Annotated in this window: 23 protein-coding genes; 13 read left to right on the top strand and 10 right to left on the bottom strand. The window is 59.5% G+C overall.

All coding sequences use genetic code 11. The features are described from left to right. Positions 1–78 precede the first annotated feature (78 nt). The gene (locus tag CR254_RS06545; protein ID WP_097929048.1) at positions 79–1,176 is read left to right on the top strand and encodes an ABC transporter ATP-binding protein; all 1,098 of its coding nucleotides are present in this window, start codon (positions 79–81) and stop codon (positions 1,174–1,176) included. Positions 1,177–1,201: 25 nt separating this feature from the next. Here the strand turns inward: CR254_RS06545 and CR254_RS06540 are convergent, their stop codons facing one another. Further along, positions 1,202–2,047: a dihydroneopterin aldolase gene (locus tag CR254_RS06540; RefSeq protein WP_180955910.1), complete on the bottom strand. Its 846-nt coding sequence runs from the start codon at positions 2,045–2,047 to the stop codon at positions 1,202–1,204. Positions 2,048–2,313: 266 nt separating this feature from the next. Here CR254_RS06540 and nadA point away from each other — a divergent pair, with 266 nt between their 5' ends. The 7 genes from nadA to CR254_RS06505 all read left to right on the top strand — a co-directional run bounded on the left by nadA (position 2,314) and on the right by CR254_RS06505 (position 12,219). After that, entirely contained in the window at positions 2,314–3,369 is a 1,056-nt protein-coding gene (gene nadA / locus CR254_RS06535) for a quinolinate synthase NadA (RefSeq protein ID WP_097929046.1), read from the top strand. An 8-nt stretch (positions 3,370–3,377) separates the two neighbouring features. Further along, positions 3,378–4,004 carry a CAP domain-containing protein gene (locus CR254_RS06530; protein ID WP_097929045.1) on the top strand — a complete coding sequence of 209 codons (627 nt, stop codon included), beginning with the start codon at positions 3,378–3,380 and terminating at the stop codon, positions 4,002–4,004. 23 nt (positions 4,005–4,027) lie between these two features. After that, positions 4,028–5,602 (top strand): L-aspartate oxidase, encoded by a 1,575-nt coding sequence (locus CR254_RS06525; protein WP_097929044.1) that lies wholly within the window; start codon positions 4,028–4,030, stop codon positions 5,600–5,602. A 60-nt stretch (positions 5,603–5,662) separates the two neighbouring features. Further along, positions 5,663–7,396 carry a sensor histidine kinase gene (locus tag CR254_RS06520; RefSeq protein WP_097929043.1) on the top strand — a complete coding sequence of 578 codons (1,734 nt, stop codon included), beginning with the start codon at positions 5,663–5,665 and terminating at the stop codon, positions 7,394–7,396. Positions 7,397–7,430: 34 nt separating this feature from the next. Next, positions 7,431–8,786, top strand: coding sequence for a sigma-54-dependent transcriptional regulator (locus CR254_RS06515; RefSeq protein ID WP_097929042.1), 1,356 nt, complete (start codon positions 7,431–7,433; stop codon positions 8,784–8,786). 160 nt (positions 8,787–8,946) lie between these two features. Further along, positions 8,947–9,960 (top strand): TAXI family TRAP transporter solute-binding subunit, encoded by a 1,014-nt coding sequence (locus CR254_RS06510; RefSeq protein ID WP_097929041.1) that lies wholly within the window; start codon positions 8,947–8,949, stop codon positions 9,958–9,960. A gap of 141 nt (positions 9,961–10,101) precedes the next feature. Beyond that, on the top strand, positions 10,102–12,219 hold the full coding sequence (locus CR254_RS06505; RefSeq protein WP_245851464.1) for a TRAP transporter permease: 2,118 nt from the start codon (positions 10,102–10,104) through the stop codon (positions 12,217–12,219). Here CR254_RS06505 and CR254_RS06500 read toward each other — a convergent pair whose 3' ends face one another. The 7 genes from CR254_RS06500 to CR254_RS06475 form a co-directional block, all read right to left on the bottom strand. Further along, a complete protein-coding gene (locus CR254_RS06500) occupies positions 12,220–12,561 on the bottom strand; it encodes a hypothetical protein (protein WP_097929040.1) in 342 nt (113 codons plus the stop codon). It abuts the gene before it with no gap. Positions 12,562–12,587: 26 nt separating this feature from the next. Next, positions 12,588–13,520: an ABC transporter permease gene (locus CR254_RS06495; RefSeq protein WP_097929039.1), complete on the bottom strand. Its 933-nt coding sequence runs from the start codon at positions 13,518–13,520 to the stop codon at positions 12,588–12,590. Further along, positions 13,513–13,821: a helix-turn-helix transcriptional regulator gene (locus CR254_RS17860; RefSeq protein ID WP_145996708.1), complete on the bottom strand. Its 309-nt coding sequence runs from the start codon at positions 13,819–13,821 to the stop codon at positions 13,513–13,515. Before CR254_RS17860 ends, CR254_RS06495 begins: the two co-directional genes overlap by 8 nt. Further along, complete coding sequence (locus tag CR254_RS06490; protein ID WP_097929038.1) at positions 13,814–14,824, bottom strand: ABC transporter permease; 1,011 nt, start codon at positions 14,822–14,824, stop codon at positions 13,814–13,816. The genes CR254_RS17860 and CR254_RS06490 overlap by 8 nt, the downstream gene beginning before the upstream one ends. An 82-nt stretch (positions 14,825–14,906) precedes the next feature. After that, the gene (locus CR254_RS06485) at positions 14,907–16,601 is read right to left on the bottom strand and encodes a peptide ABC transporter substrate-binding protein (protein WP_097929037.1); all 1,695 of its coding nucleotides are present in this window, start codon (positions 16,599–16,601) and stop codon (positions 14,907–14,909) included. A gap of 58 nt (positions 16,602–16,659) precedes the next feature. After that, on the bottom strand, positions 16,660–17,637 hold the full coding sequence (locus CR254_RS06480; protein WP_097929036.1) for an ABC transporter ATP-binding protein: 978 nt from the start codon (positions 17,635–17,637) through the stop codon (positions 16,660–16,662). Further along, on the bottom strand, positions 17,630–18,631 hold the full coding sequence (locus CR254_RS06475; protein ID WP_097929035.1) for an ABC transporter ATP-binding protein: 1,002 nt from the start codon (positions 18,629–18,631) through the stop codon (positions 17,630–17,632). Before CR254_RS06475 ends, CR254_RS06480 begins: the two co-directional genes overlap by 8 nt. A 167-nt stretch (positions 18,632–18,798) precedes the next feature. On the opposite strand from CR254_RS06475, the gene argE reads away from it, so the two are divergent. Next, the gene (gene argE, locus CR254_RS06470; protein WP_097929034.1) at positions 18,799–19,956 is read left to right on the top strand and encodes an acetylornithine deacetylase; all 1,158 of its coding nucleotides are present in this window, start codon (positions 18,799–18,801) and stop codon (positions 19,954–19,956) included. Positions 19,957–20,068: 112 nt separating this feature from the next. On the opposite strand, the gene CR254_RS06465 is transcribed toward argE, so the two are convergent. Then, a complete protein-coding gene (locus tag CR254_RS06465) occupies positions 20,069–20,329 on the bottom strand; it encodes a BolA family protein (RefSeq protein WP_097929033.1) in 261 nt (86 codons plus the stop codon). 98 nt (positions 20,330–20,427) lie between these two features. Here CR254_RS06465 and CR254_RS06460 point away from each other — a divergent pair, with 98 nt between their 5' ends. Beyond that, positions 20,428–21,087 carry a J domain-containing protein gene (locus CR254_RS06460; RefSeq protein WP_097929032.1) on the top strand — a complete coding sequence of 220 codons (660 nt, stop codon included), beginning with the start codon at positions 20,428–20,430 and terminating at the stop codon, positions 21,085–21,087. A 75-nt stretch (positions 21,088–21,162) separates the two neighbouring features. Here the strand turns inward: CR254_RS06460 and CR254_RS06455 are convergent, their stop codons facing one another. Beyond that, positions 21,163–22,455 (bottom strand): adenylosuccinate synthase, encoded by a 1,293-nt coding sequence (locus CR254_RS06455; RefSeq protein WP_097929031.1) that lies wholly within the window; start codon positions 22,453–22,455, stop codon positions 21,163–21,165. Positions 22,456–22,570: 115 nt separating this feature from the next. Between CR254_RS06455 and CR254_RS06450 the strand changes: the two genes are divergently transcribed. The 3 genes from CR254_RS06450 to CR254_RS18300 all read left to right on the top strand — a co-directional run bounded on the left by CR254_RS06450 (position 22,571) and on the right by CR254_RS18300 (position 24,799). Beyond that, positions 22,571–24,034 carry a DNA recombination protein RmuC gene (locus tag CR254_RS06450; protein WP_180955909.1) on the top strand — a complete coding sequence of 488 codons (1,464 nt, stop codon included), beginning with the start codon at positions 22,571–22,573 and terminating at the stop codon, positions 24,032–24,034. A gap of 137 nt (positions 24,035–24,171) precedes the next feature. Then, positions 24,172–24,609, top strand: a complete 438-nt coding sequence (locus CR254_RS06445) for an FKBP-type peptidyl-prolyl cis-trans isomerase (RefSeq protein WP_097929029.1) — start codon at positions 24,172–24,174, stop codon at positions 24,607–24,609. 64 nt (positions 24,610–24,673) lie between these two features. Then, positions 24,674–24,799, top strand: coding sequence for a hypothetical protein (locus CR254_RS18300; RefSeq protein WP_281252976.1), 126 nt, complete (start codon positions 24,674–24,676; stop codon positions 24,797–24,799). Positions 24,800–24,868 lie beyond the last annotated feature (69 nt).

Genomic DNA, 24,868 nt, shown 5'->3' with positions numbered 1-24,868 from the left:
ATCACGTTGCTATCTGCGTTGAGAACATGACTGAAATGCTAGGGATACCGCGTGCTCACTGCCACCCCGCGATTGGAAATGACCCAGCTCAGCCGTGATTATGACGGCGTGCGTGTTGTTAGCGACCTCAGCCTGACCCTATCCCCGGGTGAGGTAACGTGCCTTCTTGGCCCATCGGGATGCGGTAAATCCACCACCCTGCGGATGGCCGCAGGGGTCGAGGGGCCGAGCGCGGGAACTGTTAACATCGACGGTGAACGTGTTGCAGATGCGAGCTTTTCTCTGCCACCGGAACAACGATCCGTCGGATTGATGTTTCAGGATTTCGCACTGTTCCCGCATCTGGATGTCGCGCGTAATGTTGCATTCGGGCTAAAGGGTTCGCGCAGTGAAAAGGCAGCGCGCGTGACCGAATTGCTCGACCGTGTTGGCCTCAGCAATTATGGCACGAAATTTCCACACCAGTTGTCGGGCGGTGAACAGCAACGTGTCGCCTTGGCCCGTGCGCTGGCCCCACGCCCTGCGATTATGCTGATGGATGAGCCGTTTTCCGGCCTCGACAACCGTTTGCGTGACGGCATTCGGGATCGGACTTTGGACATCCTGCGCGAGGAAGGCACTGCCGTTTTGCTGGTCACGCATGAGCCGGACGAGGCGATGCGCATGGCCGATAAGATCGCATTGATGCGCGATGGCCGCATCGTGCAGATCGGCGCGCCCTATACCATCTATGCCAAGCCGGTGGACCAGAAGGCCGCCGCCTTCTTCTCGGATGTGAATGTCGTGCATGGCGTGGTGCAGGATCGCCAAACGGAAACACCGTTCGGCCTGTTCCTGACCCCGGGCTTGGTCGATGGCGCGGATGTGGAAATCGTGTTCCGCCCGCAGCATTGCCGCCTCGATTTCGATCGCAAGGATACGCCGGTCCACCCCACCGTTGAGCATGGCGTACCGGCACGCGGCACCGTGATCCGCGCACGCTTTATGGGCAATCAAAGCCTGGTGGAGCTAGAGATGGACCATGACGGATCACTGTTAAAGGCGGTGGTCCCCGGTGTCTTTATGCCGCCTGTCGGAACACCGCTGGTGCTGTCGCTGCGCCGCGATCATGCGCATGTGTTTCCCTGCGCAACGCAAAGCCGCGTTTCAAACCCATGGGACACGCCGAAGGATTAACTTCGACGTGTAACCAACTGAAAAATCAGATTTCAGTTGGCGCCTCCGCCCCCACCAAATCCGCGAACCAGCGTGCCAAGACCTGTGGCGTATCATCGGCGGGTGGGTCGGTGGCGTCCAGAACAATCTTGGATGGCGCCCAAACACAGATCAAACCTTGGCGCAGGGCCCAGTCCAGCTCCGTCCGGCTGGACACAACGGTATAGCGCGGATCATTCGCGGCAAAGGCCCACGCGCCCTGATCATAGGCAAGCAACGCAATGCGCCGTGCGGCCTCACCCGTTTGGGTGATCGCAACCGGAATGGCGGGCACAAACACCACGCGGGGCGTATCGGCAGCCAAGTTGTCGCGCAAACCCTCCGCCAGAGCAGCAACCAAAACAACCTCAGGCACGGGGCAATCCGATTGCTCCTCACTCTGCATGGCGGGGCGCAGCGGGGCGGCATCCGTACCGGGGCGCATGCGGACAATCTCAACACCTAGGGCGCCGGGAATGCGGTCCAGCTTCTCAATCCGCACGAAAACACGGATAGCGCGGCGATCGGTCAGGCACCGCTCCGCCACACGTTCGGCCAATGTTTCCAGCAGGTTGATCCGCTCGGTGCCCAATTGCTGCTCAATGGCGTTGATGATGGTGTCGTAGCTGATGACCTTGTCCACGTCATCATCCTGCGCGGCGACATGGGCTGCGACCTCCAGCACGACGTTAAAGCGGATGCGCTGGGTCACGCCCCGCTCGGACAGAAACGCGCCGATCTCAACCTCGCGCATATAATCGCGCACGGAGATGCGGTCATGTGGCATAGCGCCAGCAGTTGCTGCCGCACGAACATGCGGTAATTCAAAGGCGATTGCGGTCTCGTCTGTCATGTGACGGCTCTCCATCATAGGTGCGCCTGCGCTAACCTGTCAGGCGCGCCCGAACAAGCCCGCAATAACGTAAAGCCGGATTGCCCGTGGGTCTATTCGGGTCGCTCTATCCAGCATAAGCGACCAATGGGGCATATTCGCGGTTTTGCCCACCTTGACAAAATAATGACACCGCTACAGGTTCTGCAACAACCGCGCAGCCTTGCGCGTTTTTTGATCCACCCTATATGCTCAATATGAGTATATTAGTTCAGCGGGAGACAGCCATGTTCCTCAACGCACAGACCAAAGCCGATGCCGCACGCGCAGAGCTCGCCGCGCATTACGATCTGGAACCGTCCGAGGCCGCAATGCGTGACACCGCAGACCGGTACGAGATCGTCAAAAACGTGATCCCTGCCCCCGACTGGATGCGCTTTGCCCCCTACGTGCGGGCGATCAACGCGCTAAAGGCGGAAAAGGACGCGGTCGTTCTGGCCCATAACTATATGACGCCTGAAATCTTTCACGGTGTGGCGGATGTGGCGGGCGACAGCCTGCAATTGGCGATTGAGGCGACAAAGGTTCGTCAGCAGACAATCATCCAATGCGGCGTACACTTCATGGCGGAAACGTCGAAAATCCTGAACCCGCAGAAAACCGTGCTGATCCCTGACAGCCGCGCGGGCTGCTCGCTGGCCTCGTCGATCACGGCGGCGGATATTGCCAAGATGCGCGCGGATTACCCCGGCGCGCAGGTCGTCAGCTATGTAAACACCACAGCCGAGGTAAAGGCCGCCTCCGACATCTGCTGCACATCGTCCAACGCCTTGGCAATTGTTGAGGCACAGCCAGGCGATACCGTCATCATGACGCCGGATGGATACCTCGCGCAGAACATCGCAAACCAGTCCACCAAGCGTGTGGTGTATTGGGAGGGCGCGTGCATCGTGCACGAACAGTTCACCGCCGAGGAATTGCGTGCCTATCGCGATAGCTATCCGGGCGTGGCGATTATCGCGCACCCCGAATGCCCACCTGATGTCGTGGCCGAGGCTGACTTCACCGGCTCCACCGCGGGCATGATCCAATGGGTCAAAACCCATAAACCGGCCAAGGTGGTGATGGTCACCGAATGCTCCATGTCCGACAACGTGGCCGCAGAAACGCCCGAGGTAGACTTCGTCCGCCCCTGTAATATCTGCCCGCATATGAAACGGATCAGCTTGGAAAACATCCTGTGGTCACTGCATTCGGGTGGTGAGGAAGTCACCGTAGACGAGGCCCTGATTGAGCCTGCGCGCCGCGCGGTTGAGCGGATGATCGCTGTCACCAATTCCTGAGAAGTCCGATGTTCAAGACTCTGACCCTGCTCGCCGCGCTGGCATTGCCTGGCGCGGCCATCGCCTGCCCGACCGCGCCGCTAACGCCAAGGGCGCAGGCGGAATTGCCCCGTGATGGCAGTCAGGACAGATCGCTGTTCAGCTTGGCATTGGCACATTACGTCAATGTTGAACGCTGTGCGAATGACCTGCCCCCCATCGCGGCAATTCCCGCGCTGAATGCGGCAGCGGATGCGCATTCGCGTGATATGGCGCGGCTCGACTTTTTTGACCACATGTCCCCTGTTGCTGGGCGTGAAACATTGGTGGACCGGCTGCGGGCAACGGGCGTATCGCTTAGCCTCGTCGCTGAAAACCTTGGGCAAACGTTCATGGTCGATTACCAAACGGGCCGCCAATACAGCATCGTGGATGCCGCACAATGCGCATTTTCCTACGGCCCTGATACAGACCTAATGGCCCGCCGCACCTATGACAGCGCGGCACAGGCCCTGGTCGCTGGCTGGATGGACAGTCCCCCACACCGGCGCAACCTGCTAGACCCGAAAATCACCCGCCACGGCGCCGGCTTTGCCGTCACCCAGCCAGATACCTTGTGCGGGCGCATCGTCGCCACGCAGGTTCTGATCCAATAACTTCCGGCCGTGGAGCCACGCGCATGACACAAAACGTCCTCGAAGCATCAGGCACGCTGATTATCGGCGCTGGCCTTGCCGGACTTTTCACCGCGCTAAAGCTTAGCCCGCGGCCCTGCACCGTTTTGTCGCCCGAACCTGTGGGCGTCGGCGCATCATCGGCGTGGGCACAGGGCGGCATCGCGGCGGCTGTTGGACTGGGCGACACGGCGGAGGCACATGCACGCGATACTGTTCTGGCGGGCGCGGGGCTGGTGGATGAGGAAATCGCCCTCGGCGTTACCTCGGACGGGGCTGCGCGCATTTTCGACCTGCTGGATTACGGTGCCCCCTTTGACCGCGACAGTGAGGGACGCCTGCTGCAATCCAAGGAGGCCGCCCATTCCACCAACCGCGTCGTGCGCGTTTCCGGCGATCAGGCGGGCCGTGCCATCATGGACGCACTGATCCGCACCGCACGCGCCACGCAATCGATCACGCTGCTGGAGGGGATCGTGGTTGACGACCTCGCCGTGCAGGATGACCGCGTTATCGGTGCCTATGCACGTCAAGTCGCTGACCCGATGGCCTCACCGATCTACATTTCCGCGCAGGAGGTCCTGTTGGCCACAGGCGGCATCGGTGGTTTATATGCCGTATCAACCAATCCGGGCCGTGTGCGCGGTCAGGGTCTGGGCATGGCGGCCCGTGCCGGCGCGATGATCGCAGATACCGAATTCGTGCAATTCCACCCAACCGGCATTGCTGTTGATCGTGATCCATGCCCGCTGGCGACGGAGGCCCTGCGCGGCCACGGCGCGACCCTGATTGATGAGGCGGGCCACCGCTTTATGTTCGATGTTGATCCAGCGGGCGAACTGGCCCCTCGCGATATCGTGGCCCGCGCCATTCATGATCGGGTCAGTAGCGGGCAAAAGGTTTTCCTCGATACGCGACAGGCCGTCGGTGCCGCAATCTACGATGAGTTCCCGACCGTGGCGCAATATTGCGTTGAGGCAGGGATCGATCCTGCCACCCAACCCATTCCGGTGCGCCCCGCGCAGCACTACCATATGGGCGGTATCTTGACGGATGCGCGGGGCCGCTCGACCCTGCCCGGCCTGTGGGCCTGTGGTGAGGTTTCGGCAACCGGTCTGCACGGCGCAAATCGCCTCGCCTCGAATTCGCTGTTGGAGGCCGTTGTTTTTGCCGCCCGCATTGCCGAGGATATCAGCGAGCTTCCCCTGGCCGGACCACAGGACAGCCCCGCCCCCCTTTGCGCCCCGATTTACGGCCCCGGCCCACGTCAGGACCCGCATGAGGCCGTGCGCGCCCTACGCGAAGTGATGGATCGCCACGTTGGCGTGGTTCGCACGGCGCAGGGCATGGCGACCGCCCTGCGCACCATCGCCGCGCTGGAGGCAGAGCACGCCCCATCCTCACGCGCATTTCTGAACATGACCACCGCCGCCACCCTGATTGCAGCCGCCGCGATGCAACGTCACGAAAGCCGCGGCGGGCACTTCCGTTCAGACATGCCCGACACGGATGAGGCACTGGCCCAGCGGACCAACATCACCTTGGCACAGGCACTGGCCATCCGTCAGGCGGCCTGCTGATCGCTTGACAATACCCGCCATCGGCCCCCCGATTGCACTAACCCGCGACGGAGGACCGATGTGAGCGTGACAGCACCGACTAAAACACGTGCCACCGTTCTGATCGTGGCGGCAATTTTTCTGACCATCATGGCCAGCCTGATCTGGATCACTGCGCGCAGCTATTACACCGACGCGGCGCTATCCTCTGCCCGGCAACGTGGCGCATTCTACCGCAGCACCTTGGTCGCCGCGCTGGAACAGTTCGAGCATCTGCCCCCCGTCCTGTCCGAGGATGCGGTGCTAACCAACGCCCTGACCGATGCGCAAACCCGCCAACAGGCCAGTGAGCGACTGAACCGCTTTACCCAGACATCCGGGCTTGAGGCGATTTTCCTGATGGACAGCACCGGCATGACCATAGCCGCGTCCAATGCAGGAACGCCCACCAGCTTTCTGGGGCAAAGCTATGCCTTCCGGCCCTACTTCAACGATGCGATGGCGGGCGATACCGGCGCGTTCTTTGCCATCGGCGCCACCACACATCAGCCCGGCTACTTTTTGTCCCACCCGATGCCGGGGCTGGACGGCACACCACTGGGGGTGATCGCGTTAAAGCGTGACCTGACGCAGCTCGCCCGCGACTGGGCCGCATCCGGTGAGCAGGTTTTCGTCTCGAACGCCGCCGGTGTTATCGTGCTGAGCGGCGTGGATAACCTGACATGGCGCGCAGTGCGTCCGCTGCCGAATGCGGAACTGGCCGCCCTGCGTGAATCCCGCCAATTCGCCAATCAACCCCTACTGCCCCTGCCCGATTTTGATGCAGTTTCGGATCAGGTCTACATCAACGGCACACCCATGCTGCATGTTGCCCTACCCGTTGGGCAACTTGGCTGGGAGTTGCATTATGTCACTCCCCAAGCTGCCATCGTGGTCCGCGCGCGTTTGGTGCTGGGCATCGCCGCCTTTGCCATGCTGGCCGCGCTCGCGCTGTTTCTGGTGACACGGCAGCACAGAACCCGCCGCGCACTGGGGCAATCACAGCAGGCGCGGCGCTCACTGGCCCGCGCCAACGCCGCCTTGGCCGAGGAAATCACGGAGCGGCGCGAGGCGCAGCTCTCTCTCGCAGCGGCGCAGGCCGATCTGGAGCGATCCAGCCGCATGGCCGCTCTGGGACAGCTCTCCGCCTCGGTCACACATGAGTTGGGACAGCCAATCGCCGCGATGCAAACATGGCTGGGCGCATCAGCCCTGCCCGGTGGCACGACCGATCCTGAAACAACCGCCCTGCTGGCACGCCTGACCAGCCTTGTCGCACGAATGCAGGGGATCGTGCGGCAACTCCGGTTCTTTGCCCACCCACAGGCCCCTGTGCTCAGCCCAACGGACCTACGCGAAACGGCGACATCAGCGATGGAGCTGGTCAACGCCGATAGTTCCGTTCCGATCACCTGCACCCTACCGGATAACCCCGTTACCCTGCCAGTGGATGCACCGCGGCTGGAACAGGTGCTGGTAAACCTGCTGCGCAATGCCCGTGATGCCAGCACCGATCAGCCGATCCACCTGACCCTGCGCAGCACCGCCCAACAGGTTGAGATTACGGTGCGCGATCGTGGTCACGGCCTCAGCAGCCCCGATGCGGTGTTCGAGCCGTTTTTCACCACCAAGGCATCCGGTCAGGGTATGGGCCTCGGCCTAGCCATTTCCGCCGCGATTGTCCGCGAACATGGCGGCACCCTGCGATCCGTACCGGTTGACGGACCGGGCGCTGAATTTACTGTAACCCTACCGACTGGCACGCTTGATGCATAAAACATCAGATATCGCGCAGCCGGAGAGCCCCCAGATGACCCAGAAACGTATCCTTGTTGTGGATGACGACGCCGATATGCGCGGCGCGCTGATGCACCTGTTGCGCCGTGCAGGTCATTTGCCTGAGGAAGCCTCGGACGGGAAACAGGCGCTGGCCACGTTGAAAACACAGGTCTTTGACGCTGTGCTAACCGATATCCGCATGCCGGTGATGGACGGCCTGACCCTGCTGCGTGAAATCACCGCCTACCCTGCGCCACCGCCGGTGATCCTGCTATCGGCCCATGCAGATGTGCCACTGGCAGTCGCCGCGATGCAGGATGGTGCCTATACCGTCATCGAGAAACCCTTTCAGGCCCCGCGCCTGCTGGCCGCTATGGACCACGCGATTGAGCAGGACGGGCTGAAGCGCGAGAACCGCCGCCTGCGCGACCGCCTTGGCCGATTGTCAGGGCTGGACAGCACGCTGATCGGGCGCAGCCCCGCGATTGCGGCCTTGCGTGAGGATATTCTGGACGTTGCCGACACCCGCGCCGCTGTTCTGGTGCTGGGCGAAACCGGTACTGGTAAGGAGGTTGTCGCCCGCGCGTTGCACGACCTCAGCGACCGTGCCGATGCGCCATTCATCGCGGTAAATTGCGCCGCCGTACCGGGTGAGTTGTTCGAAGCATCCATGTTCGGCCACACCGCCAACGCCTTTACCGGCGCGACCCGCGCCGCCGAAGGGTATTTTCGTGCAGCCCATGGCGGCACCTTGTTCCTGGACGAAATCGGCGCGTGCCCTATCGAGCATCAGGCAAAATTGCTGCGTGTACTTGAGGCGCGTGAGGTTGTGCCCGTCGGTGCCACACGCGCCCAACCCGTTGATGTGCGTATCGTTTCCGCCACGAACGAGGATCTGGCAACCGCCATCACCGCCGGTTCCTTCCGCGAGGATCTACTATACCGCCTGAACACCGTGCAGCTAAACCTGCCCGCCCTGCGGGATCGGCGTGAGGATATCCCCCTGCTCGCCACGCATTTCCTGACCCAAATGGGTGAGAGTTACGGGATCGAACCGCCCGACCTTGATCCGGCTGAGATTGCCACCCTTGCCCGCCACGACTGGCCCGGCAATGTGCGCGAATTGCGCCAGATAGCCGAACGACGCATCCTCTCCGCCCGCCGTGGCCGCGGCTCGATCGGCGCAGCGCTGCAACAACCCGACACGCCCGCCGAAACCCTGCGCGACGCGATGGCGGTGTATGAGCGTAGCCTGATCACCGCCGCGCTGGAACGGCACCATGGCCGCATGGATGATGCCGCCCGCGATCTGGGCATTGGCCGCCGCACCCTGAATGAAAAGCTGGTGCGCCTCGGGCTGGAAAGCGCAGATTTTCGCGCCGTCTGACTGCGTCAATCCGCAGGCAAATCCGGCACTGCCTGCGGGAATCCGCAGGGGCGCAGTATACAAATATGTAAATTCAACACTTTGAAAGCTGGCACGTTCCTTGCAATGTAATCAGTGCGGGTCCGCAAGATGACCCCACTAAATCACAGGGAGACGACACATGATGCGTCAAAGCATGAAACTGTTCCTCGCAGCGACCACCGCTGCAACCTTCGCATTCGGTTCTGCACAGGCCGAGGAAGCGGATTACATCCTCGCCACAGCATCCACCGGCGGCACCTACTACCCCGTTGGCGTTGCGCTGGCCACGCTGGTTAAGGTTAAGCTGCAACCTAGCGATGGCATCGGCATGTCCGCAATCTCCTCCGCTGGTTCGGGTGAGAACGTGCGCCTGCTGCGCGAGGACGAAGCACAATTCGCCATTATGCAGGGCCTCTACGGCTATTACGCCGCCTCCGGCACCGGTCCTCTTGAAGAAGTCGGCCCACAGACCGAGCTGCGCTCCGTATCCATGCTGTGGCAGAATGTTGAGCACTTCGTTCTGGACAGCGCACTGGTCACCACCGGCACCATTCAGGATTTCGCGGACCGTACCGGCGATGCAATGGCACTGGGCCGCCGTAACTCCGGCACCATCGGTTCGAACGCGGCGATCCTGTCGGGCTTCGGCGTTGATGCCTACGAGGATTTCGATCTGGTTGAGGGCGGCTACGGCCCATCGGCCGAGGCGCTGCAAAACGGTCAGGTTTCCGGCATTGCAACACCTGCGGGCGTTCCGGTTGGCGCGATCAGCCAGTTGTTCGCATCGGCTGGTGACAGCGTAACCCTGCTGAACTTCACACCCGAGCAGCAGGCGCAGGCTGATGGCGACCGCTCCCTGTGGACCGAGTTCGTGATCGAGGCAGGCACCTATCCCGGTCAGGACGAAACTGTGACGACCATCGCACAGCCTAACTTCCTGGCCACGCAGGCCTCCCTGCCCGAGGAAAACGTCTACCTGATCACCAAAGCGATCTATGACAACCTCGCATTCCTACAGGCGATCCACCCTGCGACACAGGCAATGGCAATCGAGAAGGCCATCGCCGGTCTGCCCCTGCCCCTGCATGCCGGTGCGATCCGGTATTACGAGGAAGTCGGCGTAACCATCCCCGACCGCCTGCGCGCTGAATAAGCGCCCTCCGGCACCACGCCGGAACTGCATATCGCACTGATCGTCCCGGCCCACGCGCCGGGACCTTTCGCAACTGGGCGAGCTGCCCCGACCACCGTGTCGGGGCAATCGCACCCCCTTATGCGCATGACAGGACAGCCCATGACCACCACCAATGCTAGTGGCGAAATCGAAACCGAAAGCCCGACGCGCGACTTAACCGGCCCGCTGAATATGCTGGTGATTGCGGTTTGCCTGATCCTGTCTGTGGGGCACCTTTACCTCGCTATTTTTCCGGTGCTGTCGGAATATGAGCGGAATGTTTTCCACTTCGCGGGCTTCGCCTTTCTTGCCGCGCTGCTGTACCCCGTGCTGCCACGTGTCAGCCTAAAAAAAAGCTGCGTCGCGATGGGTTTTGACATCGCACTGGGCCTGATTGCCGTAGGCGGCGCCACTTGGATGGCACTGGCCGAGGATGCAATTTATGATCGCGGCGTGAACCTCGCCCCGATGGACTGGATCGCAGCCATCGCGACCATCGTTGCAGCGACGGAGCTAACGCGCCGCGTTTCCGGTCTCGTCATTCCGGTGCTGATTGTGCTGGCGCTGACCTATGTGGGCCTATGGGGCAATATGGTCGGCGGCGTCTTTTCGTTCCGCGGGTTGAGCTGGGAAACAGTCCTGTTCCGCTCGATCTATGGCGATGATGCGATGTTCGGCACGATTGCGCGAATTTCATCGACCTATGTATTCCTGTTCATCATCTTCGGCTCCTTCCTGATCCGCTCCGGCGCGGGTGAGTTCGTGATCGACCTTGCGCGTGCGGTAGCGGGTAAGATGGTCGGCGGGCCTGGCCTTGTCGCGGTGATCGCCAGCGGCCTGACAGGCACCATCAGTGGCTCGGCCATTGCAAACACCGCCTCGACCGGCGTGATTACGATCCCGTTGATGAAGCGTGCAGGCTTTCCCGCGAAATTCGCAGCGGGGGTTGAGGCTGCCTCCTCCACCGGTGGTCAATTGATGCCGCCGATCATGGGGGCCGGTGCCTTCGTTATGGCCAGCTTTACCCAGATTTCTTACGAGACGATCGTGGCCGTCGCCGCACTGCCTGCGCTTCTCTATTTCCTGACGGTCGCATTCTTTGTACGGATCGAGGCAAAGCGCCACGACCTGCCCCCCATGCCATCCGATGGCACAACCCTGTGGTCAGCGGTCAAGAATGGCGGCGCCAGCTTCATCATCCCAATCGGCACGCTGATCTTCCTGTTGGTATCCGGATTTACCCCCACCTATTCCGCAGTGATCGGCATCGGTGCGGTGATCGTTTCCAGCTGGCTGACCAAAAACCCGATGGGGCCAAAGGCCGTGTTCGAGGCTCTGGTCATGGGCGCACGCTCCATGGTCATGACCGCCGTATTGCTGTGCGCTGTTGGCCTAGTCGTGAACGTCATTACGACGGCGGGCGTGGGCAATACCTTCTCTCTGATGATCGCGGATTGGTCGCAGGGCAACCTGTTGCTGGCCATCGCGCTGGTCGCCGTGGCCAGTCTGGTTTTGGGCATGGGCCTGCCAGTTACGGCGGCCTATATCGTGCTGGCCACGCTGTCGGCTCCTGCCTTGGCGGGTATGATCTCGGACCGAGTGATCGTCGATATGATCGCGAACGGAGAACTGCCAGTGGGCGCGCAAGCCCTGTTCATGCTCTCCGCACCGGAAATCATGCCGCTGCTCAGCAGCCCGATGCCAATCGGTGAAGCGCGCGAGATTGTCGCCGCCCTGCCGCTAGAGGTCGCCGCCCCGCTGCGCGATCTGGTCATTCCGGCAGAGGCCGCGCTGGCCGCACTGCTATCGGCGCACATGATCATCTTCTGGCTCAGTCAGGACAGTAACGTGACACCACCCGTCGCGCTGGCCGCCTTTACCGCTGCAACCATTGCCAAATCGCCCCCTATGGCGACCGGTGTGGCCAGTTGGAAATTGGCCAAGGGCCTGTACATCGTGCCCGTCCTGTTCGCCTATACCCCGTTCCTGTCAGGTGACTGGATTGATGCAGTCACGGTGTTCGCATTCGGAACGGTCGGTACATATGCGCTGGCCGGTGCGTTGCAGGGCTGCATGGAACAGCGCATGGGCTTTGGCATGCGGACATTGGCGGGCCTTGCAGGCCTCGCCTGCCTGTGGCCAGCCGGTTTGGCGCTGAACATCGCGGCGGCACTGGCGGTGATTACATTGCTGGTATTGAACAAGCGTGGGCTGCCCTTCTTCGCCGAGGCAGCCTGACTATTGCACGGTCACCTCGACCGGCATTTCAAAATCATCGAAATATAACGCGATTGAAAGCATCCCCTCGGGGGTGCTTTCCAACTCCTCGAACCGCATGAACAACCCGCCCGCCTCTAGGTCCAGCGCGTTGCCCGGTTCGATCGCAATCTCATAAATCTCGGCAATCTCGGACCCTGTGGTCGCATGGATGAAACCATCCTCACCAGCGGGACCATCCATGCCGTACAGCGTCACGGGAACATCCCCGACATTGTAGACGATGCCATAAAAATGCCAAGCCCCTTCGGACCCGGCATGTATCTCTGCATTCACAACCGAAATGCCAACCTGCTGGGCCACGGCATTGTGGGCCAGCAGGCTTAGGATCAGCGCCCCCGAATATGCGGGTCCAGCGCGTCGCGCAGGCCGTCGCCGACATAGTTCACCGACAGCACCGTCAAGGACAGCACCAAACCGGGCCAAATAACGCGGCTGGGTGTGATGGTCATAAAGTTTGCACCGTCGAAGAGCAGCCGCCCCCATGTCGGAAAGTCGCTTGGGAACCCAAGGCCGAGGAAGCTCAACGCACTTTCCGTAATGATCGCGGTCGCGATGCCCAGCGTTGCAGACACCATGATCGGGCTCAACACATTGGGCAGAACGTGGCGCAGAATGATCCGATAGGACGGCGTACCGATGGAGCGCGCGGCCAGAACGAATTCCCGTTCCTTCAGGGCCAAAACATCCCCGCGTACAATTCGCGCTGTCTGCATCCACGACGTGATCCCGATAATGAACACAATCAGCAGGAAGATCCCTGCCTCCGGCCCGAACGCCTTTCGCAGCGTATCGCGGAACAGCATGATGATAACAAGTAAAAGTGGCAAGATAGGCAGCGCAAGAAACAGATCGGTTAACCGCATCAGTGGTCCATCCAACCTGCGGAAATAACCCGCAATTACGCCGACCAAGGTGCCAAAGAACATCGAGATGCCCATTGCCGTGACGCCCACCAGCAGCGAAACACGCCCGCCCTGCATGACCTGCGCAAACATATCGCGGCCAAGGTTATCGGTGCCCATCGGATGCGCCAGGCTCATCCCCTGATTGCGCGCGCGAAAGTCGCTATAGGTCGGATCAATCGTGTGCAAAAACGGGCCAAAGCTGACCGCCAGCACGATGAACAGGAATACCGCCAATCCGGCCATAGCCCCACGATGGGCGGTAAACTGGCTCCACACATCGCGCAGCAAGGTGCGGGGGCGCTCTGCAACCACCTCAACAGCGGCTTCAGCGACAATACGATCCTGATCACTCATGGATTGCACTCCCTTTAGCAACGTTCGAGCGCCACAAGCGATGAAGAGACAGGGGCAGCGAATGGTCTTCTGAGAAATAAAGGAAATCCAACGAAAGCCCCCAGCGCTTTTTTATTGCAACAGCTCCATCAAGTGACAATCGGCTCGCACCGTTCTCCCATAACGATAAAACTGCGCGCTTAGCTCCAATTTCACTCGCATACTCGGATTGAGTCAGCCCCTCGATCCCGCGATGCCAACGAATGCGTTCACCAACTTGGTCATTCGTAAGCGCATCAAGAGTGCATCCTGCTTCACTCATAACGAATCCTCGGGTCTAGAATGCCGTAGAGGACATCAGCGATTAGGTTGAACATCACGATAAGCACCGCGAAAATGAAGGTTAGCGTCTGAACCAGCGGAATATCCGCGCCCTGAATGCCAATAATCAGCAACTGGCCGATCCCGTTCACACGAAAGATCTGCTCCGTAATGATCGCCCCGCCAAAGATGGTGGGAACATTCAGCGCAATCACGGTCACAACAGGGATCATCGAGTTGCGCAGCACGTGGATCGTAACCACCACCCGCTCGCTCAAGCCCTTGGCCCGTGCGGTCCGCACATAATCCTGCTGCAAGTTATCCAGCATCGACGCCCGCATATAGCGCGATAGCTGCGCGGCGGTGGCCAATGCCAGAACCATTGTCGGCATAATCATCTGCTTGATCTGGAACACAAAGCTGCTCCAGCTATCGATGACGTGGTTGGTGTCATAGATCGACGGGAACCACTTCAGATGCACCGAAAACAGCACGATGAAAACCAGACCGGTAAAGAATGTCGGGATCGAAAAGCCAAGCATACTGACAAATGTGCCGATCTGATCGAACCACGAATATTGCTTATAGGCGGAGATAACGCCGATCGGCACCGCAATCAGGATCGCGATAATCTGGCTCATCCCGACAACCCACAGGGTTTGCGGCATACGCTCGACAATCAGGTCAACAACCGGCGAGCGGGTTGCCCAGGATGTGACGCGCAACCGCTCACCGTCACCGATGGTCCAGCCGGTCCAGCCCTCGATCATGTTCAACGGCTCGTTGATGAAAAACTGGTTCAGCCACAGTGCATAGCGGATCGGGAAAGGCTCATCCAAGCCCAGCGAGGATCGGATCTGCGCGCGCACCTCAGGCGGGATTGTCAGCGGTAGGTTGCCGGTGGGATCGCTTGGCGCAAGGTCTAAAATCGCGAAGATTATAAAGCTAATGGCCAAAAGCGTCGGGATTGCGAATAGCAATCGTCTAATGGTGAATGCGAACATCGACACCTCGGGTCAGAAGCTTGGGGAGAAGGGGAGAAATAGGGTGGTGGAGCGGCAGCAAGCCGCCGCTCCGATTGCGCGATTAGTCTGCGCGGGTCCAGTCAGCAATGTTCCACAGCTCACTATCCCACTCGTTCATCAGAACACCTTGCAGGGAGTTTGCGTGCGCGGAAACACCACCACGGTGCACCAGAGGAATGATCGAACCGCTATCCATCAGCATGTCGTTCATTTTGATCGCCAGTGCGGCGCGATCTTCCAGAGCAGCGGTTTGACCGAACTCTACAACCAACTCGTCATACTCAGCAGAGCAGAAACGCTGGTTGTTCGAACCCTGCCACTGCGTCTCGGGCGAGGGTGCCTCGGCGCAGGCCCAGTTGCCCATGTAACGCTCAGGATCGGTGCCGTCGAAGTTGTTGGTGTACATCTCGATATCGGCAAAGAACTTCTGGAACGTATCGGGGCTGGATGGATCACCGCCAAAGAAGACCGAAGCGTCGATGTTGCGCAGCTCGGTTTCAACACCGATCAGCTCCCACATCTGCTTGACCAGAGCCTGTGTGCCCTGACGAACGGAGTTGGTGGAGGTCTGGTACAGCACACTCAAACGCACGCCGTCCTTAACGCGAACACCATCATCGCCAACAACCCAGCCAGCTTCGTCCAGAATGCGGTTTGCCTCATCAGGATCGTAGTTCAGGCACCAGTCATTGTTCGTGGACGCATAGATCGCAGGCGCCGGCAGAACGTTACAGGTTGGCTGACCAGCCGAGCCGTAGCCTGCCTCAACCAGAATTTCGCGGTCAATCGCGATGGACAGCGCGCGGCTAACCCGTGGGTCTGTCAGGAACGGGTGCGGATGCGCTGCGGTACCACGCTCATCACCCAGATCAGGGTTAGGATCGGTCTGGTTGACGTGCATACGCTCAACCGAAGTACCGAATGCGGAAACAACAGTACCCTGCCCCGCAGCGGACATTTGCGTCAGGATTTCAGGCTCAACCTGAAGGTTCCAAGCGTAGTCAAACTCGCCTGTTTCCAGGACCGAACGCGCCGCGGATGCAGCATCGCCGCCGCCTTTGAAGTTCACAGTCGCGAATGCAGGCTGTGCCGGATCGCGGTAGTTCTCGTTCGCAGCAAAGGATGCAACGTCGTTCGCCTTAAAGTCGGTTACGACAAACGGGCCGGTGCCGATTGGCGCGAAGTTCGCATCTGTACAGGTAGGAGCCGCTGCGCCAACGCACTCGGCAAACTGAGCCGCCTGAATGATGGGCGACTGTGCGCCAACGAATGGGCCGTACGGGAATGGCTTGGGAACGGAGAACGTGATCTTGATCGTGCGATCGTCCAGCGCCTCGACGCTCTCAACGTCGTTATAGTTGGACAACTGCGCGCAGCCGGAATTTTCGTCCGTGCAATACTGCCATGTGAACACAGCGTCTGCTGCGGTCAGTGGTGTGCCGTCGGACCACAGGATGCCTTCGCTCAGGGTCCATGTGATGCTGGTCAGATCCTCGGACACGCCGCCATTGGCAACAGTCGGGATTTCATCAACGAGGAACGGCACCATTGTACCCGTCTCGTTATAGCGGGCCAGCGGCTCAATCACGAGCGAAGCAGCTTCAAGCTCCTTCGTGCCGCCGGACAGATATGGGTTCAGCAGCGAGGGTGCCTGCCAATAAATGATGTTCAGCTGACCATCCGAGGCACGCTCGGCCTGTGCAGCACCGGCGGCAACCAAAGCGGTTGCGGCCATTAGGAAACCGATCTTTTTCATTGGGATACTCCTTGTTGGGATATTATTTTTTTGTTTTCGCGCAATAAGTTGCGTCTTTTTATTCATCCATCAAATGGCAGGCACTGAAACGGCCCGGCGCATGTTCACGGAATTCGGGGGATACCTTACGACAGATATCCATCACCTTGGGGCAGCGTGTGCAGAAATTGCAGCCCTCTGGCGGTTTTGCCGGGCTGGGCACGTCGCCCTCCAGAATGATCTGCTTGCGGGTCGCCTCAACCTCAGGATCGGCAACGGGAACCGCGCTTAGCAATGCCTGAGTGTATGGGTGATGTGGATCGGAATACAGCGCGTCACGCGGCGCCAGCTCCACAATCTTACCCAGATACATCACCGCAACCCGCGTCGCCAAATGGCGCACCATGCTGAGGTCATGCGAGATGAACAGATAGGTCAGCCCCAGTTCACGTTGCAAATCCTCAAGCAAATTAACAACCTGCGCCTGAATTGACACATCCAGCGCGGCAATCGGCTCATCACAAACAATGAATTTCGGATTGAGGGCCAGCGCCCGCGCAATCCCGATCCGCTGCCGCTGACCGCCGGAAAATTCATGGGGATACCGGCTGGCAAAGGCACGGTTCAAACCCACCGCATCCATCAACTCACGGACACGGGCATCGCGGGCGGCGCTGTCCATCTTGGTATGCTCACGCAGCGGTTCCGCGATGATCTCGCTGACATTCATCCGCGGGTTCAGGCTGGCCTGCGGATCCTGAAAGATCATCTGCATTTGCGGCCGCGCTTTGCGCAGGTCGCTGGTGTTCAGGCTGGCAATATCAACACCGTCGATTTTGACGGAGCCATCGGTGGGATCATATAAACGCAAGATCGCGCGGCCAGTTGTGGATTTACCGCAACCGCTTTCCCCGACCAGACCCAGCGTTTCGCCCTGCATAATGTCAAAGCTCAGGCCATCCACTGCACGCACCGCGCCAACCTTGCGGCGCAAAATACCAGCGTGAATGTCGAAATGCATTGTGAGGTTACGGACCTCGACCAGTGCCTCAGACATCCCGCATCTCTCCGGTTTCAGGGTCCCACCAGCAGGCGACATCATGGCCCCCGCCAACATCAACCCGGAACGGGTTTTCGGTCATACAGCGCGCAAAGGCATGGGCACAACGCGGCGCAAATGGACAGCTTGTCGGTTCATCACCCAGCGACGGGGGTTGTCCCTCAATCGTGTGCAGGCGCTCCGACCGCTCACCCGTTACCTTGGGCAAAGTTTCCAGCAGGGCGCGGGTATAGGGGTGCTGGGGCCGTGCAAACAAGTCGCGAACTGGTCCCTGCTCTACAATCTGGCCCGCATACATAACGATGACACGGTCCGCGATACCGGCAACCACGCCCAGATCATGAGTGATCCAGATGATGCCCATATCCAGCTTGCGCCGCAAATCACGGACCAGTTCGATAATTTGCGCCTGAATGGTCACGTCCAGCGCAGTGGTCGGCTCATCCGCAATCAACAGCTTCGGGTCACAGGCCAGGGCGATGGCAATCATCACCCGCTGCCGCATGCCACCGGAAAACTGGTGCGGGTAATCGCTCAACCGACGCTCAGGATCGGAAATCCCGACAAGGCCTAGCAACTCGGCTGCACGCACCTTGGCTTCCGCTTTGGTCATGCCCATGTGTTTGCGCAGACGCTCGGTGATTTGACGGCCAACGGTGAAGACCGGATTCAGCGACGTCATCGGGTCCTGAAACACGAAACCGACATCACGGCCCCGCAATTGCAGCAACTCCGCACGGGTCATGCCGCGCACGTCGCGCCCCTCGAACAGGACCTCGCCGCCGACAATCTCCGCCGAGCGTGGCAGCAGGTCCATCAGGCTCATCATGGTTACGGACTTGCCGGAACCACTCTCGCCGACAACGCCGACAAGCTCGCCTGCCTCCAGAGCAAACGAAATTGAGTTCACTGCATGAACATCCCCGGAGCGGGTGTGAAATACAGTTTTCAGCCCCGCTACGTCTAAAAGCGGTGCAGTCGTATCGCGCATATTATCCCTGTCTGCGACCAGGTGGATCGCGCTCTCCGGCGCTTTCAGGTCGCTCTATCATCGAAATAAGACGCTGATTCTCTCTGGCTTGCAAGTGCCATACAGCGCTTGACGTCAGCGTCAGTCGCCCCCAAGCTCCGCCGGTTTTACAACCGTAGGGATTTCAAATGACACAGCAGTACACCGCGCGCGAAATGCTGGAACGCCTCGTCTCGTTCCCGACCGTCAGTCGTGACAGCAACCTGCCGCTGATTGATTTCGTTGCGGATTACCTTGAATCACATGGCGTTACCTCGCATCGCACATTCGACGAAACAGGGACCAAGGCCAGCCTGCACGCCCTGATCGGGCCTGAGGTTGAGGGCGGCGTTGTCCTGTCCGGCCACACCGATGTTGTACCCACCGATGGTCAGGAATGGACCTGCGACCCATGGACCCTGACCGAGCGTGACGGAAAACTGTTCGGTCGCGGCACCTGCGACATGAAGGGCTTTCTGGCCACCGCACTGGCCGCGGTGCCGCAAATGGTTGCCGCCGATCTGGCCCAACCGATCATGTTGGCGCTGAGTTATGACGAGGAGGTCGGCTGCATCGGCGCGCCACCCATGATCGACCGCATGGTTGCTGAACTGCCCATGCCCCGCGCCTGTATTGTGGGCGAGCCGTCCATGATGCGCCTTGTTGACGGGCATAAGGGCTCTGTCGGCCTGAACATCCATGTGCGCGGGTTCGAGGTACATTCCTCTCTCGTCCACACCGGCGTTTCTGCGGTGATGACGGCATCGCGCCTGATCAACTGGATGTATGAAACCATGCAGGAAAATCGCGCCAACGCCCTGCCCGATACAGGGTTCGAGCCGCCATGGACGACCCTGCATTCCGGCGTCATCGCGGGTGGTACAGCGCATAATATCACGGCCAAGGATTGCACCTTCGTCATCGATATTCGCGTCGCTCCCCATGAAAGCGTCGATGATTGGGAAAAGCGTTTCCGCGAAAAGGCTGCCGAGTTGGAGGCCGAAATTCAGGCCATCCGCCCCGAGGCAGGTATCGACATTGAGCGTCGCGGCCGCGTGCCTGGACTACGCCCCGAAACCGATGGCGCAGCCGCCACATTGGTACGGCAACTGACAGGCGACAACTCCTCCGGCAAAGTCTCCTACGGCACTGAGGGCGGGCAGTTTCAGGAGCGTGGCGTGTCCACCGTCGTCTGCGGTCCCGGCTCGATCGAGCAGGCACACCAGCCCGATGAATTCCTCAGCCTCGACCAATTGGCAGAGGGCGAGCGCTTCATCGCGAAACTGATCGACTCACTACGTCGCTAAATTCTGGAAACGGCTGGCACGGGCCAGCCGTTAACCTTTTCGACCTCGCCTGCCCCATGCCAGCCATAGAGCAGCCTGAAAGCAGCCACATAGCAGCCCGCCGTTTTCAAAGTTAACGCGCCGCAACATCCAAGGCGAGCGCGTGAATCGGTCCGGCCATTTCGGCCTTTAGCGCGGCATAAATCCGGCGCTGCACCGCCACGCGATTCAGGCCATCCAGCGTTTCCGCGCGCATAAACACCCGAAAATGGCTCTGCCCACCCTCGGGCGCGCCAGCATGTCCGGCATGAAGGTGGGATTCGTCCACGACCTCCAATTGCTGCGGTGCAAAGGTTTCTTTTAATTTCAAACTGATATGATCTGCGACGCGCAAAAATTCTCTCCTACTGCCCTGTGGCTCTTCACCTTGGCTGGGATAAGTCTAAACTCTCGTCTCCCGACTCGGAAGTGGTCCCGGCAGGAGAGATTAGCATGGCGCGCAATAACCCCTTTGATTTTGACATTTCCGTTGGTGCGGACAAACGACGCCGTGCTAAATCGCGCGGCCAGTCCGGTGCCGTAACCTCATCAACCAAACAGTGCGACCATGAGGGCTGCAATGAACGCGGCCTGTATCGTGCACCTAAGTCACGGGACAAACTCGAAGATTTCTACTGGTTTTGTAAGGAGCACATCCGCGCCTATAACCAGAAATGGAATTTCTTCGAGTATCATTCCGAGGAAGAATTCGACGAACAGCTTGAGAAGGATCGCGTTGGCGAACGCCCGACGTGGTCATTCAAAACCGGTGCGGAGAAGGCAAAAACCTCATCCCATACGGAGGGCCGCGCATGGGCACGCTTCGGATTCGATGATCCGATGCAGGTTCTGGGTGAAAACGCGACAATGAACCCCGCCAGCGCCCCCAACCGCCCGCGCAAGCGTAAGCTGCCCCCGACAGAGCGTAAGGCCCTGACCATCCTCGCGGCGGAGGATACGCTGACCAAATCGGAATTGCGTAAGGTTTACAAAAGCCTCGTCAAGGATCTGCACCCCGACATGAATGGCGGAAAGCGCGACGACGAGGATAAGTTGCAGGAGGTCGTTTGGGCGTGGGATCAGATCAAGGGATCGCGATCCTTCCCCGATTAACGGGTTCTCAATCTCTACAACGTAAAAGGGGCACCGAACGGCGCCCCTTTTTTATGTCTGATTGTTCGGTAGAACTCAGTCCTCGAACGGGTCCGTGACCAAGATCGTGTCTTCCCGCTCAGGCGAGGTGGACAGCAACGCAACCGGACAACCGATCAGCTCCTCGATACGGCGCACATATTTAATCGCTTCAGCGGGCAATTCGGCCCAAGTGCGCGCACCAACCGTGGACCCCTGCCAACCCGGCATGGTTTCGTAAATCGGCTCAACACGTGCCTGCTGCGCGGCGGCAGTTGGCAGATGGTCCAGAACTTCACCGTCCAGCTTGTAGCCGGTACAGATTTTCAGCTCCTCCAGCCCGTCCAGCACGTCCAGCTTGGTCAAGGCAATCCCCTTAACGCCGCTTGTCGTGCAGGTCTGACGCACCAGAACGGAATCGAACCAGCCACAACGGCGGTCGCGGCCAGTGACTGTACCCTTTTCACGCCCAACGGTCGCCAGATGCACACCAACGGCATCATCCAGCTCACACGGGAATGGTCCCGCACCAACGCGCGTGGTGTAAGCCTTTACGATCCCTAGAACAAATCCAACCGATCCCGGCCCCATGCCCGAACCCGTCGCAGCCATTCCGGCCAGTGTGTTCGACGAGGTAACATAGGGGTAGGTTCCGAAATCAACGTCGAGCAATGCGCCCTGCGCACCCTCAAACAGGATCCGGTTGCCCGCCTTGCGCTTCTCCGCCAGCACTTTCCAGACTGGAGCGGCGAATTGCAGGATGCTTGGTGCGATTTCAAGCAGCTTTGCCTTCAACGCGGCGCGATCAATCGCCTCCGCGCCCAGACCCTTACGCAACGCATCGTGATGCGCCAGCAGACGGTCCAAACGATCGTCGAGCGTTGTTTCATCCGCAAGATCAGCAACGCGGATCGAGCGGCGGCCAACCTTATCCTCATATGCTGGTCCGATACCGCGACCGGTCGTGCCGATTTTGGACTTTCCGGCAGCTTCTTCGCGCATCTGATCTAGGTCTTGATGCACGGGCAGGATCAGTGGAGTGTTCTCAGCAATCATCAGGTTATGCGGACCAACGGTCACGCCCTGCCCTGCGATCTTCTCGATTTCGGACATCAGGGACCATGGGTCCAGAACAACGCCGTTACCGATCACGCCCAGCTTTCCATCGCGCAAAATGCCCGAGGGCAGCAGCGACAGTTTGTAGACCGTGCCGTCAATGACGAGCGTATGGCCGGCATTGTGCCCACCCTGAAAGCGCACGATCACGTCTGCTCGCTCACTGAGCCAGTCCACGATCTTGCCCTTGCCCTCATCGCCCCATTGGGCGCCTACGACGACGACATTGGCCATATCATTCTCCTTGGCTGTTACGGACGCGGTATAGCCTTCATATCTGCGGTGTGAAACCATAAATAGCGAGTGTCATTGGCGGATGTTCCCTGTACGGTCCTGTTCAGGAGGCCAAATGGACCAGATTCACGAAATGCTCGCGCAATATCCTGTCTTGCAGGAATGGTATGTTGTTGCTCTGATCGCTCTGATTTCGGGCTGGTTGCTGCGGGGACTGTTCAGCATACGCGCCCTGCGCAGTGAAATATCCACTTTGCGCACCGATGCAGAATCACATCGCGCCGCGGCACAGGATGCCGCCCAAGCGCAAACCGAACTGGCGCGAATGCAAGAACGCGCGACGCTAGCGCAGGACTATAAGGACCGCCTGCTCGACACGACGGATGAGTTGCGCGACGCCGAGCGCCTGATCGCAACCCTGAATTCCGAGCTGAAATCCGAGAAGCAAAACCACGTCGCACGGGTTGAGGAATTGCGCGGTGCGCAGGAAATGCTGGAACGCCGCTTTGACGAACTGGCCCGTAAAGCATTGGACGGAAACGCCGAACGCTTCCTGACATCCGTGACGGAACGATTTGAGAAGCATAAACAGGCCGCCGATGCCGATCTGGGCGCCCGGCAAAAGGGGATTGAGACCCTGCTCGGCCCTATCCGCGAAAACCTGACAAAGTTTGAACGTCAGACGCAAGAACTGGAAAAGGCGCGTGAGGGGGCCTATCAGCAAATCCGCCAGCAGGTCGTCAGCCTCGCCCAAGGGCAGGAAAAGCTGACCAGCGAAACCCATCGCTTGGTGAGCGCCCTGCGTGCGCCAAAGACTCGCGGAAACTGGGGTGAATTCCAACTGCGCCAAGTGGTTGAGATGGCAGGCATGGTCGATCACGTCGACTTCCACATGGAAAAATCCGTCAACGTGGACGGGCAACGCCAACGGCCAGATGCCACGATCAACATGCCCGGTGGCAAGAAGCTGGTGATCGACGCGAAAACTTCGCTCGACGCCTATCTAACTGCTGCGGGCATGGATGATGGGCCTGAGAAGCAGACCACCCTCGGCAATCACGCACGGCAATTGCGCACACAGATGAGGGGGTTAGCCGCGAAAAGCTATTTCGATGCCATCGCGGGCTCCCCCGATTTCGTCATTATGTTCATTCCGGGCGAGGCATTTTATTCCGCCGCGCTCAGCGAAGATCCGTCGCTGTTCGAGGATGCAATCGCCAACAAGGTGATTATCGCAACCCCCACCACATTGATCGCGTTGATGAAATCAGTGGCCTATGGCTGGCAGCAGGATCGGATGAGCGCAAATGCGCAGGAGGCAACAGATCTCGCGCGCGAGTTGTACAAGCGCCTATCAGGCTTGGCCGGTAAGTTGGAGAAGCTGGGCAGCTCAATCTCAAACACCGTGCGCGACTATAATGGCACGATTGCCACAGTTGAAACGCGGGTGCTCAGCCAAGCGCGCAAGTTTGAAAACCTGTCCATCGCTCCGCAGGGTGAAACGCTGGGCGACTTGCCAATTGTTGATACAGAAGTCCGCTCCCTAGATGGCCGGAAATACGCGGATGATACGGAATAATCCGATTTTCAGGGGTTTTTCGGCCAAAAGAAGCACCTAGCTGCGGTTTACAAATGGCACTCATCCGTTAGACACGCCAACGCAACCGGCCCCTTTACTCCCTTTGGTAAGGCGGCAAAAAAGCAGGAGGTCACGACATGACCACAGCAACAGCAGGCGATATCGTCTCGATCCACTACACCGGCACCCTTGCCGATGGTACGCAGTTCGACAGCTCCGAGGGCCGCGATCCGTTGAGCTTCACACTGGGCTCCGGTCAGATCATCAAAGGTCTGGACGACGCAATCACCGGTCTGGAAGAGGGTGCAGAATCCACCGTCACCATTCCAGCCGCAGATGCATATGGCGATCACGATCCAGCGCAAATCCAGCAGGTCGCCCGCGACACGATCCCTGCGGAAATCCCGCTGGAGGTTGGTTTGCAATTGCAGGCGCAAACCCAGCAGGGTGGCACAATTGGTCTGATCGTTACCGATATTCAGGACGGCATGGTCACACTGGATGCGAACCATCCGCTGGCCGGTAAAGAGCTTACCTTCAACTTTAACTTAATTTCGGTCGGCCGCCCCGAGTAAGGGAACTGAATCGTTCCCCCCTGCGTTCTTGTAACTAACGGAATGCAAATGTGGGAGCAAAATCATGGACGGGATCATTTTTCTGGCCGTCGCGATTGTGGCCGCAGCTTTGGTTATCTTTGCTGTCACCGCCCGTAAAGAATTGGATGACAACGTCGATTCCGACGATCACTCTAATAATAATAAATAAGGGACCCCCGATATATTCGGGGGTCCCTTTTATTCCACACAGGTTTGTCCAAATGGCCCCGCACGAGAC

This window comes from Pontivivens marinum (genome assembly GCF_900231835.1).
GTDB lineage: Bacteria > Pseudomonadota > Alphaproteobacteria > Rhodobacterales > Rhodobacteraceae > Pontivivens > Pontivivens marinum.
The sequence above is the reverse complement of the archived record's forward strand: the minus strand, read 5'-3'. Positions and strand labels throughout refer to the sequence as shown.

Bases quoted from the DNA above. Each gene is read 5' to 3' on its own strand.
- CR254_RS18300 (WP_281252976.1), top strand. From the start codon at position 24,674: ATGGACGGGATCATTTTTCTGGCCGTCGCGATTGTGGCCGCAGCTTTG.
- CR254_RS06510 (WP_097929041.1), top strand. From the start codon at position 8,947: ATGATGCGTCAAAGCATGAAACTGTTCCTCGCAGCGACCACCGCTGCA.
- CR254_RS06490 (WP_097929038.1), bottom strand. From the start codon at position 14,824: ATGTTCGCATTCACCATTAGACGATTGCTATTCGCAATCCCGACGCTT.
- CR254_RS06525 (WP_097929044.1), top strand. From the start codon at position 4,028: ATGACACAAAACGTCCTCGAAGCATCAGGCACGCTGATTATCGGCGCT.
- CR254_RS06480 (WP_097929036.1), bottom strand. From the start codon at position 17,637: ATGTCTGAGGCACTGGTCGAGGTCCGTAACCTCACAATGCATTTCGAC.
- CR254_RS17860 (WP_145996708.1), bottom strand. From the start codon at position 13,821: ATGAGTGAAGCAGGATGCACTCTTGATGCGCTTACGAATGACCAAGTT.
- CR254_RS06475 (WP_097929035.1), bottom strand. From the start codon at position 18,631: ATGCGCGATACGACTGCACCGCTTTTAGACGTAGCGGGGCTGAAAACT.
- CR254_RS06515 (WP_097929042.1), top strand. From the start codon at position 7,431: ATGACCCAGAAACGTATCCTTGTTGTGGATGACGACGCCGATATGCGC.
- CR254_RS06495 (WP_097929039.1), bottom strand. From the start codon at position 13,520: ATGAGTGATCAGGATCGTATTGTCGCTGAAGCCGCTGTTGAGGTGGTT.
- CR254_RS06505 (WP_245851464.1), top strand. From the start codon at position 10,102: ATGACCACCACCAATGCTAGTGGCGAAATCGAAACCGAAAGCCCGACG.
- CR254_RS06455 (WP_097929031.1), bottom strand. From the start codon at position 22,455: ATGGCCAATGTCGTCGTCGTAGGCGCCCAATGGGGCGATGAGGGCAAG.
- argE (WP_097929034.1), top strand. From the start codon at position 18,799: ATGACACAGCAGTACACCGCGCGCGAAATGCTGGAACGCCTCGTCTCG.
- CR254_RS06485 (WP_097929037.1), bottom strand. From the start codon at position 16,601: ATGAAAAAGATCGGTTTCCTAATGGCCGCAACCGCTTTGGTTGCCGCC.
- nadA (WP_097929046.1), top strand. From the start codon at position 2,314: ATGTTCCTCAACGCACAGACCAAAGCCGATGCCGCACGCGCAGAGCTC.
- CR254_RS06460 (WP_097929032.1), top strand. From the start codon at position 20,428: ATGGCGCGCAATAACCCCTTTGATTTTGACATTTCCGTTGGTGCGGAC.
- CR254_RS06545 (WP_097929048.1), top strand. From the start codon at position 79: ATGACCCAGCTCAGCCGTGATTATGACGGCGTGCGTGTTGTTAGCGAC.
- CR254_RS06450 (WP_180955909.1), top strand. From the start codon at position 22,571: ATGGACCAGATTCACGAAATGCTCGCGCAATATCCTGTCTTGCAGGAA.
- CR254_RS06530 (WP_097929045.1), top strand. From the start codon at position 3,378: ATGTTCAAGACTCTGACCCTGCTCGCCGCGCTGGCATTGCCTGGCGCG.
- CR254_RS06540 (WP_180955910.1), bottom strand. From the start codon at position 2,047: ATGACAGACGAGACCGCAATCGCCTTTGAATTACCGCATGTTCGTGCG.
- CR254_RS06445 (WP_097929029.1), top strand. From the start codon at position 24,172: ATGACCACAGCAACAGCAGGCGATATCGTCTCGATCCACTACACCGGC.